20 protein-coding genes and 1 pseudogene are annotated in these 16740 nt (G+C 29.1%); 20 read left to right on the forward strand and 1 reads right to left on the reverse strand.

Features of this window, described 5'->3' with window-relative positions; all coding sequences use genetic code 11:
• The first annotated feature begins 17 nt into the window (after positions 1-17).
• The 6 genes from JL193_RS09450 to JL193_RS09475 all read left to right on the forward strand — a co-directional run bounded on the left by JL193_RS09450 (position 18) and on the right by JL193_RS09475 (position 9817).
• Positions 18-6536 (forward strand): FG-GAP-like repeat-containing protein, encoded by a 6519-nt coding sequence (locus JL193_RS09450; RefSeq protein ID WP_207970573.1) that lies wholly within the window; start codon positions 18-20, stop codon positions 6534-6536.
• A gap of 3 nt (positions 6537-6539) precedes the next feature.
• A complete protein-coding gene (locus JL193_RS09455; RefSeq protein ID WP_207970574.1) occupies positions 6540-7289 on the forward strand; it encodes a hypothetical protein in 750 nt (249 codons plus the stop codon).
• 344 nt (positions 7290-7633) lie between these two features.
• A complete protein-coding gene (locus JL193_RS09460; RefSeq protein WP_207970575.1) occupies positions 7634-8113 on the forward strand; it encodes a CHAP domain-containing protein in 480 nt (159 codons plus the stop codon).
• Positions 8114-8124: 11 nt separating this feature from the next.
• On the forward strand, positions 8125-8610 hold the full coding sequence (locus JL193_RS09465) for a hypothetical protein (RefSeq protein WP_207970576.1): 486 nt from the start codon (positions 8125-8127) through the stop codon (positions 8608-8610).
• Between the two features lie 60 nt (positions 8611-8670).
• Positions 8671-9438: a hypothetical protein gene (locus tag JL193_RS09470; RefSeq protein WP_207970577.1), complete on the forward strand. Its 768-nt coding sequence runs from the start codon at positions 8671-8673 to the stop codon at positions 9436-9438.
• 58 nt (positions 9439-9496) lie between these two features.
• Positions 9497-9817, forward strand: a complete 321-nt coding sequence (locus JL193_RS09475) for a hypothetical protein (protein WP_207970578.1) — start codon at positions 9497-9499, stop codon at positions 9815-9817.
• 70 nt (positions 9818-9887) lie between these two features.
• Here the strand turns inward: JL193_RS09475 and JL193_RS09480 are convergent.
• Positions 9888-9983, reverse strand: a pseudogene (locus JL193_RS09480) (ATP-binding protein); the annotation flags it as partial.
• A 189-nt stretch (positions 9984-10172) separates the two neighbouring features.
• Between JL193_RS09480 and JL193_RS09485 the strand changes: the two are divergent.
• From JL193_RS09485 to JL193_RS09550, 14 genes are all read left to right on the forward strand, one after another.
• Positions 10173-10415 (forward strand): hypothetical protein, encoded by a 243-nt coding sequence (locus tag JL193_RS09485; RefSeq protein ID WP_207970579.1) that lies wholly within the window; start codon positions 10173-10175, stop codon positions 10413-10415.
• Between the two features lie 3 nt (positions 10416-10418).
• Positions 10419-11156 (forward strand): hypothetical protein, encoded by a 738-nt coding sequence (locus JL193_RS09490; RefSeq protein WP_207970580.1) that lies wholly within the window; start codon positions 10419-10421, stop codon positions 11154-11156.
• A gap of 61 nt (positions 11157-11217) precedes the next feature.
• The gene (locus tag JL193_RS09495) at positions 11218-11361 is read left to right on the forward strand and encodes a hypothetical protein (protein WP_207970581.1); all 144 of its coding nucleotides are present in this window, start codon (positions 11218-11220) and stop codon (positions 11359-11361) included.
• Between the two features lie 39 nt (positions 11362-11400).
• Entirely contained in the window at positions 11401-12000 is a 600-nt protein-coding gene (locus JL193_RS09500) for a hypothetical protein (RefSeq protein WP_207970582.1), read from the forward strand.
• Complete coding sequence (locus JL193_RS09505; RefSeq protein WP_207970583.1) at positions 11990-12490, forward strand: hypothetical protein; 501 nt, start codon at positions 11990-11992, stop codon at positions 12488-12490. The genes JL193_RS09500 and JL193_RS09505 overlap by 11 nt, the downstream gene beginning before the upstream one ends.
• 143 nt (positions 12491-12633) lie before the next feature.
• A complete protein-coding gene (locus tag JL193_RS09510) occupies positions 12634-12894 on the forward strand; it encodes a hypothetical protein (protein WP_207970584.1) in 261 nt (86 codons plus the stop codon).
• The gene (locus JL193_RS09515; protein ID WP_207970585.1) at positions 12894-13778 is read left to right on the forward strand and encodes a hypothetical protein; all 885 of its coding nucleotides are present in this window, start codon (positions 12894-12896) and stop codon (positions 13776-13778) included. The genes JL193_RS09510 and JL193_RS09515 overlap by 1 nt, the downstream gene beginning before the upstream one ends.
• 4 nt (positions 13779-13782) lie before the next feature.
• A complete protein-coding gene (locus JL193_RS09520) occupies positions 13783-13944 on the forward strand; it encodes a hypothetical protein (protein WP_207970586.1) in 162 nt (53 codons plus the stop codon).
• A gap of 202 nt (positions 13945-14146) precedes the next feature.
• Positions 14147-14542, forward strand: coding sequence for a hypothetical protein (locus JL193_RS09525; RefSeq protein WP_207970587.1), 396 nt, complete (start codon positions 14147-14149; stop codon positions 14540-14542).
• Between the two features lie 58 nt (positions 14543-14600).
• Positions 14601-15179, forward strand: coding sequence for a hypothetical protein (locus JL193_RS09530; RefSeq protein ID WP_207970588.1), 579 nt, complete (start codon positions 14601-14603; stop codon positions 15177-15179).
• Complete coding sequence (locus JL193_RS09535) at positions 15172-15345, forward strand: hypothetical protein (RefSeq protein WP_207970589.1); 174 nt, start codon at positions 15172-15174, stop codon at positions 15343-15345. The genes JL193_RS09530 and JL193_RS09535 overlap by 8 nt, the downstream gene beginning before the upstream one ends.
• Before the next feature lie 193 nt (positions 15346-15538).
• Positions 15539-16084, forward strand: coding sequence for a hypothetical protein (locus JL193_RS09540; protein WP_207970590.1), 546 nt, complete (start codon positions 15539-15541; stop codon positions 16082-16084).
• A gap of 2 nt (positions 16085-16086) precedes the next feature.
• Positions 16087-16449, forward strand: coding sequence for a DUF2606 family protein (locus JL193_RS09545; RefSeq protein WP_207970591.1), 363 nt, complete (start codon positions 16087-16089; stop codon positions 16447-16449).
• A gap of 86 nt (positions 16450-16535) precedes the next feature.
• Entirely contained in the window at positions 16536-16694 is a 159-nt protein-coding gene (locus tag JL193_RS09550) for a hypothetical protein (RefSeq protein WP_207970592.1), read from the forward strand.
• Positions 16695-16740 lie beyond the last annotated feature (46 nt).

Here is a 16740-nt window from a genome sequence, read left to right on the forward strand (position 1 = left end):
GGTAAAAGTTCTGTTAAATGAGCTTTAAAAAGATTAGTGTAAAAACAAAGAAAACGCTTAATGAGGCTAAAAATTTAAGTAAATCTGCTAAATCAATTCCTATTGATGATTTAGATTGTTTAAGAGATTTTGAAACCGGAGAATGTGTTGATCCAAGAGATTCTGGAAATAGTACAGAAGCAGGTAGTACAGCAGGTAGTTTATCTGTTTCTTTAACAGGTGCAGCTAGTTATTCCATTCCAATAATGGTTCCACCAGGCATTAAAGATGTAGCACCTAATATTGGGGTAAGCTACACAAGTCAGGGAGCAAATGGTTTAGCAGGATGGGGTTGGAATGTCTCTGGATTGTCAACCATTAGTAGAATACCTGCAACAAAATATTATGACAATAAACATGATGGTATCGATTTTAAAGACGATCGTTTCTCTATAGATGGGCAACGCTTAATAATAAAATCGGGTACTTATGGTGCAAGTGGTTCCGTGTATCAAACAGAAAATTACTCGAATGTTAAAGTTGTGGCTTATGGAACTTCTCCTTATGGAAGTACTTATGGTCCATCTTATTTTATTGTGTATTATCCAAACGGAACTAGAGCTTGGTATGGTAACGCTGGAAATTCGAGAAGCAGATTAGAATGGGCAATTTTTAGATGGCAAGACCCACAAGGAAATTATGTAGATTACAATTATCAATCAGATAATGGATTATTGAGTATTAAAACCATTAAATATGGAGGAAGAATTGGAGGAACATCACCAACTAATCAAATTAACTTTACTTATATTTCAAGAAATAGGCCTGAAAATGTATATGTAGGAGAGTATAGCTTTAAAAGAACTAATTTATTAAGAAGCATTCAAACAACAGCAAGTGGTTCTCAATACAGAAAATACGAATTAACTCATAATACCACGTCTTTAGGATATCAACGTTTAACTTCTGTTAAAGAATACAATGCTCAAAATAAAGCATTAAGACCGATTACATTTAATTATGAAACAACTTCTTCATGGATACCAAACCGAAATGTAGTAAATACGTATCCTGGCTTTGACTATAAAACAAGTGGCTTAATTGCAGGGGATTATGATGGTGATGGAAGAACTGATATTATCTATTATAATAAAAATACAAGAGACAAATTACATATGAATACTAATTTATATGAAGAAACTGCTTTTGCTTTCCCAATTAATACAGAAAAGTTTAGTGATGTTTTTTCAAGCACTATTTTATCTTGGAACAATAAAATTTTAAGTCAGCAGGCTGTAACTACGGTAAGAGAAACATCTTCTTCCAGCTCTTCTTCAACTTCTACTGTTCGATTTAGGACTTTTGCACAAGCATCTTATGGCCCTGTACATCAGTATGATAAAGTTTGGAACACTTCAAAATATAGAACAGACAATTATTGTAGTAGTTCTAGTTATTATATGATTCCTAAAAAATACATTTCGGGAGATTTTAATGGAGATGGATTAACGGATGTAATTGCTATAGAAAAAAGTTATTCTAGAAGACAATGTTATCCTGTTGGTGGCGACGATGAAATCCGGTTTGATGGTTTTAGAAAAACAGAGGCGAAAAAAGAAAACGCTAAAAAATCTAATAAAAACATAACAAAAGAAAATTCTAATAATCAAGAGAATATACAAAATAGCATACAGCCAATAGATGATGTTTTTGACAATTGCGAATGCAATTCCTATACAACAAATCAATACAATGCAAAGGTTCATTTTATTGATTTAAAAAGAGATGTTACATCTAATTTTTCAAAAACAGCAGGATATTTTAGAAAAGGTATTGGTTCTAACGATTTAATACAAGTGGGAGATCATAACGGAGATGGGAAACAAGATATATATCATTTTAAAGAAGGAAAACTATATATCTATACGTTAAATGAAAGCAATAATCTAGTATTACTTCATGAAGAAACTGATTCAGGGATAAAATTATCCATTAATAATTATAATACTCCAATCCTTATGGGAGATTATAATGGAGATGGTAAAACAGATTTTATAGTAGCTACAGCTAATAAATCTAAAAATTGGAGGTTTTTTATATCCAAAGGAAAAAATTATTATAAACAAACAAAGAGTCTTCCTTATGGTTATTATCAAAATGAAAAAAAGAATATTGGAGGTTTCCCTACTCCTAATTATACTTATTATGAATACCGCTATACTGCACAAGATGTAAATGGAGATGGTAAGACAGATTTGATAATGCACAACGTTAATACAACTGTGAATTATCGTGAAGAAAAACTAAGTTCTGCTGAATATATTAGTATATACAAAAGTAATCAAATTAGTTCAACTGTTACACCAACATTTTCATATGAGACAGGATATACTGATACAAGCGGAGAAGTACATAAATATGGCTCGCCAATATTTTTAGAATCCAATGTCACTAATGGTAATTTAGAATATGGGTATATAAGCGTAAACAACATTTTTATGTATGAGTTTAAAAAAAACCATAGAAAAGACGTTACTTTAAAAAGCATTACCAATAATGGTGTAAAAACAACTATTGATTATGAACGTTTAGGGATACCAGAGAATCCTTATGGTTCTCAGGTTTATTCTTCCGATTACAACCAGAACTATCCTTTTGTAAACATTAATAGGGCAAATTCTTTTCAACTCGTTAAAAAATTAACCGAAGAAGGGGCAGGAATTAAGCGTTATCAAGACTTTTTGTATCATGGAGCCGTTTCTAATATTAATATTGGATTCCAAGGATTCTTAAAAACCAAACGAAGCAATTGGTATGGTAATGGAGTGGGTACTTTATGGACAATATCTAAGCATGATGTAACTAAAAAAGGAGTTGCTACAGAACAATGGGTTTCTACTTCTTCCTACGAAGGAAGTAGCTATATGTCCAAAACTACGAATACATTTAGCACAAACTTAACTAGTAATAAAGTATTTACTAATATCCCAACAAAAGTGGTGCAGCACAATGCATTAAGTGGCGTAACTACCACTAAAAATTATACTTATGATGGTTACAAAAATTTACTAACAGAAAATAGTACTTATAATGGAGGTAGTAAAAATATAACCTATACGTATAGCAATAATGCAAGTGCTAATACCCAATATTATCATATAGGTAGAATTACTAAGAAAGTAGAAACCAATACTATTGGAGGAAATACTTTTACATCTGAAGAAGCGTATAGTTACAATAATAATTTGCTCACACAGAAAAAAGTAAAAGGAAATGGAACTCCTTGGAATACAGAAAATATTACCTATGATGCTTTTGGTAATGTTACTAGAAAGACATTAACTCCAAGTGGTTTAGCTGCAAGAACAGAAAATTTTAAATACGATTCTAGTGGACGTTTTTTAATAGAATCTACAGATATTGAAGGATTAAAAACCAAGTTTACTTACGATGGTTTTGGAAACCCTATTACAACTATAAATCCTTACGGACAAAAAACAACTTTCACTTATGATGGTTGGAATCGTTTGATTTCTGAAAAAAACTACTTAGACAAAATAACAACATTTGCTTATACCTATTTAAATGGAGGTGGACTAAAAAAAACAACAAACTACCCTCAAGGTACAGACGAAATCGCAGAATATAATGCTTTAGGTTGGGTTTTAAAAAGCGGTGCTTTAGGAATTAACAATAAATGGACGTATAAAAGTATAGAATATGATGTTGCTGGAAGAAAAATTAGAGAAAGTGAACCCTATTTTACCTCACCTAGCCAATGGAATACTATGGCTTTTGATGTATATGGTAGAGAAATTACAAGAACTAGTTTTAATGGTTTGGTTGCAAATATTACTTACAACGGCTTAGTCACAACGGTAAATGATGGAACGAAAACCGTAAAAACTACCAAAGATGGCCGAGGCAATATTCTAAAAATGGAAGATTCTGGAGGCATTATCAATTACACATATTTTGGTAATGGAACAATGAAAACTGCTAATTACGGTAGTCACGTAGTTAGCACTGAAATAGATGGTTGGGGTAGAAAAACAAAATTAACAGACCCTTCTGCTGGTACTTACACATATAGATATAATAATTTAGGAGAAGTGTTAGAAGAAACTACTCCTAAAGGGAAAACTACGTATACATATGATGGTTTTGGAAAAATTACCACTAAAAAAGTGAGCGGAGAAGAAACAAATTTAAGTTTAAATTATACATATAATTCTACCACAAAATTATTAACCTCTATTCAAGGGAATAATGCTCGTACTAATGAGAATTACACCTATACCTATTTATATGATAGTTACAAAAGACCTTCAGCTACCAAAGAGCAAAATGGGCAAGCATCTTTTGAATATCAGGTAGCTAGGGATTCTTATGGCAGAGTGAATGCAGAAACTTACATTAGTAAAAACTTAGAAAATAATGTAAGTAGTACTATAAAAGTTAGAAATATATTTGATGCCAATTCTGGAATTTTAACTGAAATACAAGACTATAATGCAGGAACTTCACTGTGGAAACTCAAAGAAGTAAATCAAAAAGGTCAGGCAAAAGAAGTGCTTTTAGGCAATGGAATGGTTAAAAAAAGAACCTATGACCAATTCGGTTTTTTAACCAAAATAGTAGACCAAACTTCTGGGAACTCCCCAAAAACAGCCTTAAATTTAGAATATAGTTTTAACACACAAAGAGGAAACCTTAATAGTAGAAAAAACCACAATCTAGGCTGGAATGAATCTTTTACCTATGATAATTTAGACCGTTTAACCAATATTTCAGGTTCAGTAACCCGCTCTCAACAATACGATGCTCGTGGGCGTATTACTTCAAATTCAGAGATAGGAACTTATAACTATGGTAGTGCTTCTTCCTACCGATTACAAAATGTAAGTTTAAATACCAAAGGAGATTTACATTACCAAAACCAACCGTTACAAAACATAAAATACAATGCATATAAAAAACCAGTTTCTATAAAAGTAAAAGATAAGGCACAGGTAGATTTTGAATATGGTATTTTACAAAGTAGAAGTCATGCCTACTATGGAGGAAACGAAGATAATAAATTAGATCGCAGATATCAAAAGCATTATTCAGGAATTACTCCTGTAGAGATTGAAGTTGATAAACAAGGAAATACAAAAATAATTACCTATATTGGTGGCGATGCATATGCAGCTCCTGTAGTACATATCAAACAAACCAAAGCAGGTACAGCTAATGGGTTCCATTATCTACATAGAGATTACCTTGGTAGTATTCTTGCAATTTCTGATAACGGAGCCAATGTAATAGAACAACGCCAATTTGGTGCTTGGGGAGAGGTTGATAAATTTAAAAAAGGAAATAGTGAAATTGATTTTAAACATGATACAACTTTACTGAGCAGAGGTTATACAGGGCATGAACATTTTATAGGAGTAGCCTTAATACATATGAATGGACGTATGTATGATGCTAAATTAGGGCGTTTTTTATCCCCTGATAATTACATACAAGAACCATTCAATACTCAAAATTTTAATAGGTATGGATATGTCTTAAATAACCCTTTAAAATATACAGACCAAAGTGGAGAGTTGTTTATCGTAGCAGCATTAATAGGAGCCCTAATTAGTGTAACAACCAACGGAATTATAAATTTAATTGACGGAAGACCTTTCTTTCAAGGAGCAGGTTTAGCTGCTTTAACAGGCGCTATTGGTGGCGTTTTTGCTAAAGCAATAGGTACAGCCGTCCAAGGGCTCAAAGGCATTCTCAAAGTTGGTGTACAAGCGGTGGCTCACGGACATTTGGGAGGAATGATGTCGCTTGCCATGGGTGGCGATTATTTTAGTGGCTTTGCAGCTGGTGCTGTTGGTTCTGCCATAGGGCATTATGCTTTAAAAGGCTTAGAAAGTGCAGGTGCTTCTAATTTTTGGAAAGCAGCAGGTACCATTACAGCAGGTTCTTTATCTGGTGGTGTAGGGAGTGTTATTACTGGCGGTAAATTTTGGGATGGTTTTAGAAATGGAGCGATTTCTTCTTCTTTAAACCATGTGGCACATATGGTTAAAAACAGGTTAACTATAAAACAAATGTTAAAAAGAGCAGGGTATGCTGCATCAGGAAAAGCTACTGCGAGTTTGGATTATGTAAAAAAAATGATTGAAAAGATTCCTGAATTGAAAAAAATATATAAACAAGGAAAGACTCCAAAGATTTTTGTTGAATCAAATAACAGAAGTAACCCTTATTATCATCCTGGAGGTCATTTTGTAGTTTTAACTAAAAATGTTTTTGTAAATAATTTTAGACTTTTAAGTACTTCATTTCATGAGTTTAATCATGCTTTTCAGTATAAATTTGTTCATAAAGGAGGTGAATATAGTGGAAAGACAATAGCACAATGGGCTTATGAAAATATTGGAAGCCTTTCTGTAGGAGGTAAAGGGCATGCATATTTAGAAGCTAATTCATATCATTTTCAAATGCATTTAGGCGATTTAGATTCTAACACGATTGGGAATTTTAATAAATTTTTCAATATTTATAACAAATAAAAAATGAGAAAAATTCTTTTTTTGTTTTTAATAGTTTTAATAAACTGTAAAAACACAAACACTGACTATCTACAACTAAAACTAATTACCAAAGAAATTATAGTACACTGTAATGAAAGTAATTGCTCTGGTTCAGTTTACTTACTTAAAAAAAAGAAAGCTAAACTAAATAAAATTGTTTTTCAGATTGAAAATAGAAGTAGCAAGAATATTATTTTTAACCCTATTTCTGAAGATATAAACAAGGGAAATCCCTCTTATTCTTCTTTTCCAAAATTGTTTACTGGCATTAGCCTAAATAATATTATAATAAGAGATTCGGAAGGAAATATTGTTGTGAATGATGGAGGTATATTAGGTGGAGAATCGGAAATTGATATACAAATTGAAAAAAACACAATTCAATATTTTAAAAAATTGGGATATAACTTGGATGATAATGAGGCTTTATATAAAGGTCTTTCATTAAGTACATTACTTGTTATTCCAAGTAAAACAACATATTATTTCGAATCATATCTTAGTCTACCCTTGAATTTAACTTCAGAATCTATTAGCAGTATCGAAACCATTAAATTAGATGTAAATAATAGTTATACACTACAGTTGTTTTTTAAAGCTAATAAAAAAGCTGTAATAAATCGATTACCTAAAAACATAATAAAAACAATAAGAGAAGGAAATTTTGAAATTTTTGATGGTAATCTTTTTTCAAATAAAATCCCCATAGAAATATCTAATTATACAAAATAATATATTTTTATCAACTATTATGCTTTTTTCGTGTAGTTGTAAATAATAATATTGTAGAACCACAAGAAGAACCATTTACAGTAAAGTTGCTACAAACACAAACGTAAATATATACGAAGTAGCTACTTTTAAAATAAAATAATACTTTTAACAAACGTTCTTTAACATAAACAACGCCAATTTGGTGCTTAGAAAGTGCAGGTGCTAATAACTTCTGGAAATCAGCAGGAACTATTACAGCAGGTTCTTTATCTGGTGGTATTGGGAGTGTTATTTCTGGCGGGAAGTTTTGGGATGGTTTTAGAAATGGAGCGATTAGTTCTTCTTTAAACCATGTTGCACATATGATTCAAGAAAGTGCAAAAGCTAAAAAGATTGTAAAAAATGCTAAAAAACATGATAAATCAAAAAAATGGAGTTATGAAGTGGAAAAAGATAATTTTAAATCTAAAACAAATAAGTGTAACAAATTTGTTTATGATATCTTAACAGAATCAGGTGCTTCTCCAGGGTTACCAAATGGTAATCCTATTAAAAAATTTTTTGGTTATGGTTCACCTCCAACAGCTTCACAATGGGCTGATCCTAATTACGATATACCTGGTTGGGATGTAGTATCAAGCCCTAAAGCTGGAGATGTAGTTGCTGTCAGTGCTAATTTTTCGGATGCAACTGGTCATGTTGGTATAATGATTAGTGGAACTCAATCAATTGGAGCTAGTCATTATACAGTAAGGATTACTAATTTTGGAACAAGTTCTTATAATCTTTCTGGATATCCTGGAAATAATGGATATGTTTATAGAAGATATGTAGGTAATTAAAAATGAAAAAAATGAAAAAAATTATAACGCTAATTATATTAATTACTTTAATAGTCATACTTATCAAAATGAAAAATATTTATAAAGTAAATAAAGAATACGCAATATTCAATGAATTTGGTAAAGAGATACCTTCAAAAATCATAAAAAAGAAAAATGATAATTATGTTGTTATTTTTTTAATTGATAAATTACTACCTTATAGTGCATTAGTAATATCTCCGAAAAATAAGTTGATAGGAATTCCAAATGGAGGAAATGAAAGATATTTTAACTTGACTAAAAATTATATTTATGATAAATGGACTAATGATAATTCATTTACAATTATATATATAGACGGGAAAGAACCATTTAAATTTAATCAATATAATGAATATCCAAATAAAGAACCTATTGTTAAGAATATTAATTTTTTAGATACAAAAGTGAGTTTTGATTCTTTTGGTAAGCTAAAAGAGTATGGAAAAAAAGTGGTGTTAAAAAAGATTGAATAAACTGTATATTAATAAAATTAATTAATGAAAAACAAAATAATAATATTTCTATCAACTATTATGTTTTTTTCGTGTAGTTCAGATGATGACCCAATAACAGAGCCACAAGAGGAACCATTTACAGTAGAATTGATTGCTACAAACACAAATGCAAATATAGACGAAGTAACTATCTTTGAAGTAAAGACAAATAGACCTTTTATTAGTATTACTCATTCTACAGATAACTTTACTACCTCTAGAACAGTAAGTAAAAGTCAAGGAGATTCATTTGGTACAAGCTTAACTTTATATGTAGACACCGCAAACCTCGGAAATATTACATATAGCATTCGAGTAGTTGATGCTAATAATAATCAGATAACCGCAACCAGTACTTTAAGTTTTACTGTAGAGAAAGGTAATGCACTCCACATTAAAGAAGTATTGGTTAACAATTTCTATGATAAAGACAATACTTGGGATACCGAGTTTTCAAATATAGATGTTAATAGATTAGCAGATGTATTTTTTTCATTGTCTAAACCTCATGTAGATTTGTTTACAGGACAAAGATATAAAGCTCTTTGGTATAAATCTGCTGTTAAAGAAAATCAAGGAGATTTGACATGGAATTTTTCACAAGAGAATTTATATATTGACCCAAATGCACTTATTCATTTTGGATTAGCAGACGATGACGGAGGTGGAGTCGGTCAAGATTTATTATTAGGTCCTCCTTTTGAGAAAGAAATTAACTTAGCTCAATATAGTTCATCCCAACCTAATAATATTACTTTAGAAGACACCTCTATTAATTTAGATGTTGATTTTGCTGTTGAGTGGTAAAAAGTAAAAACAAATGATTAAATTCCCGCTAACTTGCGGGAATTTTTGTTAAAAGTATATGAAGAAAATAGTAGTGCTCTTTTTAATTTTAAGCAGTTCTCTTTTTGCACAAAAAGAAACTAACATCTGGTACTTTGGTATTGGCGCTGGTATAGATTTTAATTCTGGTACGGCAACTGCAATTACTTCTACTAAAATAACTGCAGATGTAGGTGGTTCTGCCACCATTTGTTCATCAACAGGTGAGTTATTGTTTTACACAAATGGTCAGTTTATTTTTAACAAAAATCATGAAGTAATGCATAATGGTGAAAATATAGGAGGGAATGTTGGTAGTACACAATCAGCTGTCATTGTATGGAAAGTCCAGTTAAATTGAGCCACTCATTCCGGATGAAATTGAGCAGAGTAAATCAAGTGTTAAAATCGATTCAATTTGTATGTTAAAATTAGTGTTTTTTTCTTAATTTTTTCCTCATAGATTCACCTTTTAAATTAATTCTATGTGCCGAGTGAACAATTCTATCTAAAATAGCATCTTGTAATATGTAATACTCCCCCAAAAAAGGGCCATTAGTTAAATTAAAAAAATAGTATTAATTTTAAACAATGGACATGAAACCAACCCGAAGAAAATTTACGACAAGCTTCAAGGTAAAAACCCAACACTTGACGATCTTTTTGATTTTTATAAATTTGATAAATTAAAATTAAATGGCTGGAAATCAACTTCTATGGGACAAGCATATATAAAATCATTTAAATATAAATCAAGTATTTTTGAGGGTGTAGTACCTATTGAGCAATATAGACCATCTGTAATAAAAGATGTAGGTATATGGGGTAATAATGAAATACGAATGTTTGATGGGACAGTTTGGGGTAAATGGTTAAGCAGATTAAAATTTACCTCTTATAATAAATCATCTTTTAATGATATTTTAAATTTTATAAATTCAAAACCTGTTAAATTTTAATAAATGAGAAAGCTCTTTTATTTCTTTACACTAACTTTATTAGCATATTGTTGTGTTACTAAGGTTGTAAACAAAAAAACAAATCAAAATTTAATTCAATCAAATATCCATTTTTCTAAAAATCAACATTCAGTATTAACAGAAATACTAAATAATTTTAATACAATTTTAGAAAAAAAATATGATAATAGGATGTATTTATACCTATTAAAACTTAAAGGAAATTATGATACAGATACCCTAAAAGAAGAGATTGAAAGGGATTGGTCTTGTTGTGAATTTGTTAAGAAACTAAGGGAAAGTAAGTTGTTGCGGGAAATGTATAAAAAAGAAAATCAAAAATTTGTTCCAATTTTAAAAGTAAAAAAATGGGTCGATTCTATAAGAAACTCTAAATTAGAATTCAATGAACCATCATTCTCTAATATTGAAGAAAAAGATTTAAAAGATATTAATTTGTTTACTAATTTTAATATTCAAGAAAATAATAAGCTAAGAATTTTCAATAACTATTTGGGTAAATTCTATTACATTCTTTATAAATCCCTATCTTATCGCGATAAAAATATAAAAAAAATAATAATTGAAATAGTGAAATTAGATGGTGTTTCTCCTTTATTTTATGTAAACTATGCAATATCTACTTTCGATGAAAAAGAATTAAATAATTCAACTCTTAAATTAATTATTTTTAATGAAATTATTTTACCCAATCTATTAAACCCAGATATATGTTGTTAGGTAAATTAACGTGAATAATGGATAAGAAAATACAATGGTCCTTTTTAGAAATATGTTAAGGATGTTATTAATAATAACACTATTCTCTTGTAGCTCTAATGAAGATACAATTAGTGAACCACAAGAAGAACCGTTTACAGTAGAATTAGTTGCTACAAGCACAAACGTAAATATAGACGAAGTAGCTACTTTTAAAATAGAATAATATTTTTAACAAACGTTCTTTAACATAAACAACGCCAATTTGGTGCTTAGAAAGTGCTGTGCTTCTAATTTTTGGAAAGCAGCAGGTACAATTACAGCAGGTTCTTTATCTGGTGGTGTAGGGAGTGTTATTTCTGGTGGTAAATTCTGGGATGGTTTTAGAAATGGAGCGATTTCTTCTTCTTTAAACCATGTTGTGCATATAATTCAGAAAAAAATAGAAAAAGTAAATTTACAAAAATCTAAAAATAAGATCAAAGAGATACTCAAAACATTCAAAGAAGCAAATCGAAATAAAAAACTTTCTAATTTATTTGACATTATTGAACCTAATGATTATGCCGATGGTATTTATAATGAGTTTTCTGAAGAGTTAACCCTTAATGAACATAAATATAAATTAAGAGTAAAAGGTTATAATGTTAATGATTTTAGTAAAAACAAAAGTTATTATAAAATTTTCAAAGCAGGTTTCGGTTATTTAGATAGGTTTTCCAGTTTTAAACCATCACCTCAATATAATTCAGGATATTATCGAGGGTTTTACTTAACTGGAAATGAAAGAAACTATTTAATTACTATAGGAGCAAAAACAACAGCAGGTTATAATTATTTAAAAAAGATTTATAATGGATTATAAAACAAAAACACTCGTTTTCTTAACAATTGTTTTATTATTAAATAGTTGCAGTTGCAGAAAAGCGTATAGGTTTACAGGGGAAAGATGGACATTTATAAAAAATGATAAACAAAATATCGATTATTCAGAAATAGAGTTTAGTGATAAAATAATAAATATCTATTCAGAGAATTCTGGAAAAATGGGACCTTTTAAATATCAAATTTCAGATAATAAATTAATATTTAACAACCAAGAATTCAATATTAATTCAGTGAATAATCAATATTTAATTCTAGAAAATAATTCTGCTAAATATTATATGTATAAAATACCATTTAAGGAAGATGATATTCAAAAAAATCAATTAAACCCTTTTTATATTAGAAGATGTTATTTTTTAACACACTTAAATTTTATTAAAGTGAAAGATGCAATTGAGTATATTGGTAAATTGCGAGAAGTTCCTAAAGACTCTATCTTAGAGGAGGAAATTATGCTAAATAATTAAAAAGTGATATTTCTGCTAAAAGTGTTAATTGAAGAAAAGGAGGTATTTATAAAGGTATTACCTCTTTACTAGGAGAACAATATAAAAGAGATGTAACTTAGGAGAATAATGTAGCTAACTATGAAAATACAAGCGCAAGAACTATGGGACATGAATTTACTCATGTAGGTCAAATATCAGTATTAGGAAGTTTGGCTACAAGCTATTCTGATTATAAAAGTTTGCTCTATATGATGGAATTTCAAGGTTATTCATATGGAAGTTATTTAGGAAGTACAAATTATGGAGGATTTAATGCTTTTAGTCCTTATAACTTTAACGATTTATCTCTTAAACTTTTCTCTAAATTAAACTGGTATAATTACAAATTTACAACTACCGCAAGGTTTATAAACCCTTTTTAATGATGAAAAAAAATGTTTTTATTATACTATTGCTTTTTGTTTTTTTTAAAGGTATCTCTCAACAAGTTTCGGTTAGTATGGAAGTTATAGAAATCAAAGAGAAAAACAATTTTGCTTTTTATAGCAAAGACTCAATTAATGTTCCTTATTTACTTATAAAATATACAAACAACTTAGATTCTGATATATATATTAGAAAAATAGTTGATCCTATGAAAAACTATATGCCTATAGCAATAAGTCACTGGTATAAACCTACAGGAGATTTGCCTAGTTTACAAATAAAGGATACGATAAGTACTTACAAAGTATTCTTGGAATTTGAACATCCTTACGCTTATAATTGGGAAATTAAAGATGAAGAAATTTATATGAGAGAAAAGAAAGAAATAGAAGAAACAGGAACTTCTGAATATTTTCATCATCCTGCTAATGATTATTTTCAAGCAATTAACTCAGCTATCTATATTCAAGATTTACTGAATAAAAACAATTTAAATTTAAAACTTAAGTATTTTAATTTTTTAAATAAAAAAAATATTAAATATGATGAAGCAGTTGAACTCTTGATTAAAAAAAGGAAAATAGTTCTAAATAAAAATTTAGAAAAAATAAAAAAAATAGAAGAAATAGATTGTTTTAAAAAGTATTTTGTTTTTTTAAAAAAAGACCAAGAATATGTACAGAGGGTAAATTTAATAGCTCTGAAGTTTTTAGGGAAAAATTTTAGTTTTGAGTTCCCTCAAGAGAATAGTAAAAATTTTTTAGAATTATATGGTGAAAAATTGGTTAAAAGAAAACTGTTTTTTCCTGATTCATTAAATGGATTCAATTATTATAAGAAAGAAAAATTATTAAAAGCTTTAAAAAAAATAAATCTTTAACATAGTGAGAAACATATTCATATTTATGATGGTTGCTTTATACTCTGCTTGTAGTTCAGAAGATAACTCAATTACTGAACCACAAGAAGAACCGTTTACAGTAGAATTAGTTGCTACAAGCACAAACGTAAATATAGACGAAGTAGCTACTTTTAAAATAGAATAATATTTTTAACAAACGTTCTTTAACGTAAACAACGCCAATTTGGTGCTTAGAAAGTGCTGGTGCTTCTAATTTTTGGAAAGCAGCAGGTACCATTACAGCAGGTTCTTTATCTGGTGGTGTAGGGAGTGTTATTTCTGGTGGTAAATTCTGGGATGGTTTTAGAAATGGAGCAATTTCTACTACTTTAAATCATGTGGTGCATATGTTACAACAAAAGATACATCATTATTTTGAAAAAAAGAAAGATGCTTATAATTATGCTCAAGAGGAATCTATTTTACTTGATATGGGAGATGGGTATGTTTTGGAAAGAGAAGTTTCTGGATTTGCTTTAGAAAATGGTGATTATATTGTATTAGACCCTTCAGATAATACCAGAACAGAATCTAAAAACCCTATAACAATTAAAAATGGCGAAAGTTATGTGAAATTTGAAGGAGAGTTTTATAAGATAAAATCACAATTTCATACTCATCCTTCTGGCATGAAATATGCACCTGGTAGAATTGGAGTAAGTAAAGCTGATTTGAGTTTAATGTTTAATAGATTTAAAGGAGCATCTATGTCGATCTATACAGAGGTAATGAATGGATTGTAAGTGCTGGTAATCAGTTTAATAAATATGGGTTTAATTATTCATTAAAAAATAATGGAGCATGGTAAAAAAAGTAGTACTATTATTCTTATTTCTTCTATTTTATAATAGTAGTATAGCACAAGAGCAAAAAGATTTATGGTGGTTGCAAACTTCTGAAAATAAAAAATATGAGAAGATTTATAAATACGCCTTTTGTGATGTTTCCGATGGTGTATTAAAAGAGCAAATTATCGAATTTATCAAAAAATATCTAATTAATACAAATAAGAAAAAAGAGGAAGTTGCAATTGAATTGTCATCAATTTTTACAGAAAAAAATGATGAAAAAAAATATAGAATCACATATATATCTAATTATTATAATTTCATACCTTATTTTAAGATTAATCAAATAGCTAAAGTAAGTGGAAAAATAATTTTTATTCAAGACAAAAATTTAAATGATTTTAGAATTAAAAAAGAAGTATTATTTGGTTTACTTAGAAAAAGGCATCCTAAAATTACAAGAAGAAATAATATCTCTTATTCAAAAGACAGTACTTTTACAGAAAATTGGACTACAGAACACGAAATACCTAATTACATTTTAACAATTAAAAACAATAAACTAATAAAAAAGGAAATAGTTTATGAATAATATTGTAATAAAGTATAAAATATTGATATTATGTTTAATTTTTTTCTCTTGCAGCTCTAATGAAGACCCAATTACAGAACCAAAAGAAGAACTGTTTACAGTAGAATTAGTTGCTACAAACACAAGTATAAATATAGACGAAGTAGTTACTTTTAAAATAAAATAATATTTTTAATAAACGTTCTTTAACATAAACAACGCCAATTTGGTGCTTAGAAAGTGCAGGAGCTTCTAATTTTTGGAAAGCAGCTGGTATAATAACTGCAGGTTCTTTATCTGGTGGGGTTGGAAGTGTTATTTCTGGAGGTAAATTTTGGGATGGATTTAGAAATGGAGCTATTAGTTCTTCTTTAAATCATGTGGCACATATGGTTAAAAGTGCTGTGCAAAAAGCAAAAAAATTAGTTGTAGGAATATATGGTGCAGGAGGCGAAGGGAGTGGTGATGGTAGTACTTTAAAAAAATATGTTGAAGATAAAGGAGGTAAGATGTTTGAATTTTACGAAGAAGGTAAGGCTTTAGATCATATAAAAAATAATCACAGTGGTAAAAGTATAGAAATTTATGGTTACAGTCGAGGAGGAAATGCAGCTATTAGTATTGTCAATAGCTTAGGTAACGCTGGAATTTATGTCAGTAGATTGGTTACTTTTGATCCACATCATTTTTGGAGTAGTACTTTTAAGTTAAAACATAGGGTTGGCAAAGTTCTTAATTTTTATCAAAGAAACCCGAGAACTGGTGGAATATTAGGTTGGTGGGGTAAGAATCCATATTGGGGTAGCCCAATTAAAGGAGGAGGAGCTTATAATGTAAATTATACTGGATTAAAAAATGTAACGCATTTAAACATCATTAGGTTCAGTTTAAATGATCCACTTTATAATTCTTATAATAGTTTTTAATTATGAAATATAAAAATATAGTAATAGTATTTATTTTACTAAGCATTTGTTTTATGTCATGTTTATCTAAAAAAGGAATAATAGAGGTGAAAATTCAAGCTATAGAAACTGCAAAAAATCAACCTAGGAAAAACTTAAGAGTTGAGGTTTTAAAGGTAAAAAATCCTCTATTTTCAATGAGAAGTTTTATTTTGATTCATACACTTAGAACTGATGATAAAGGCATTATTAGCTTTAAAACCAATGAAAAAGGAAATTATAGCATTCGTTTTTACAGAGATACAAGACCTGTTCCTTTTTATTGGATTGATACTTTAAAGGTTAAAGACCTAAAAGAAAATAAATTTTTTAAGTTAAGTTGGTAAAAAGTATTCTTTGAGTTATATACTAGAGGAGCAGTTTTGAATTAGGTAATTTATAATGACTTCTGATGACAAATAAAAATTTAAGAATGAAGAATTTAGCAGTTATAATATTTCTATTATTAATTTCTTGTAGTTCAGATGATACTCCAATTACAGAACCACAAGAAGAACAATTTGCAGTAGAGTTGGTTGCTACAAGCACAAACGTAAATATAGACGAAGTAGCTACTTTTAAAATAGAATAATATTTTTAACAAACGTTCTTTAACATAAACAACACTAATTTGGTGC

Source organism: Polaribacter batillariae (assembly GCF_017498485.1).
Taxonomy (GTDB): Bacteria; Bacteroidota; Bacteroidia; order Flavobacteriales; family Flavobacteriaceae; genus Polaribacter; species Polaribacter batillariae.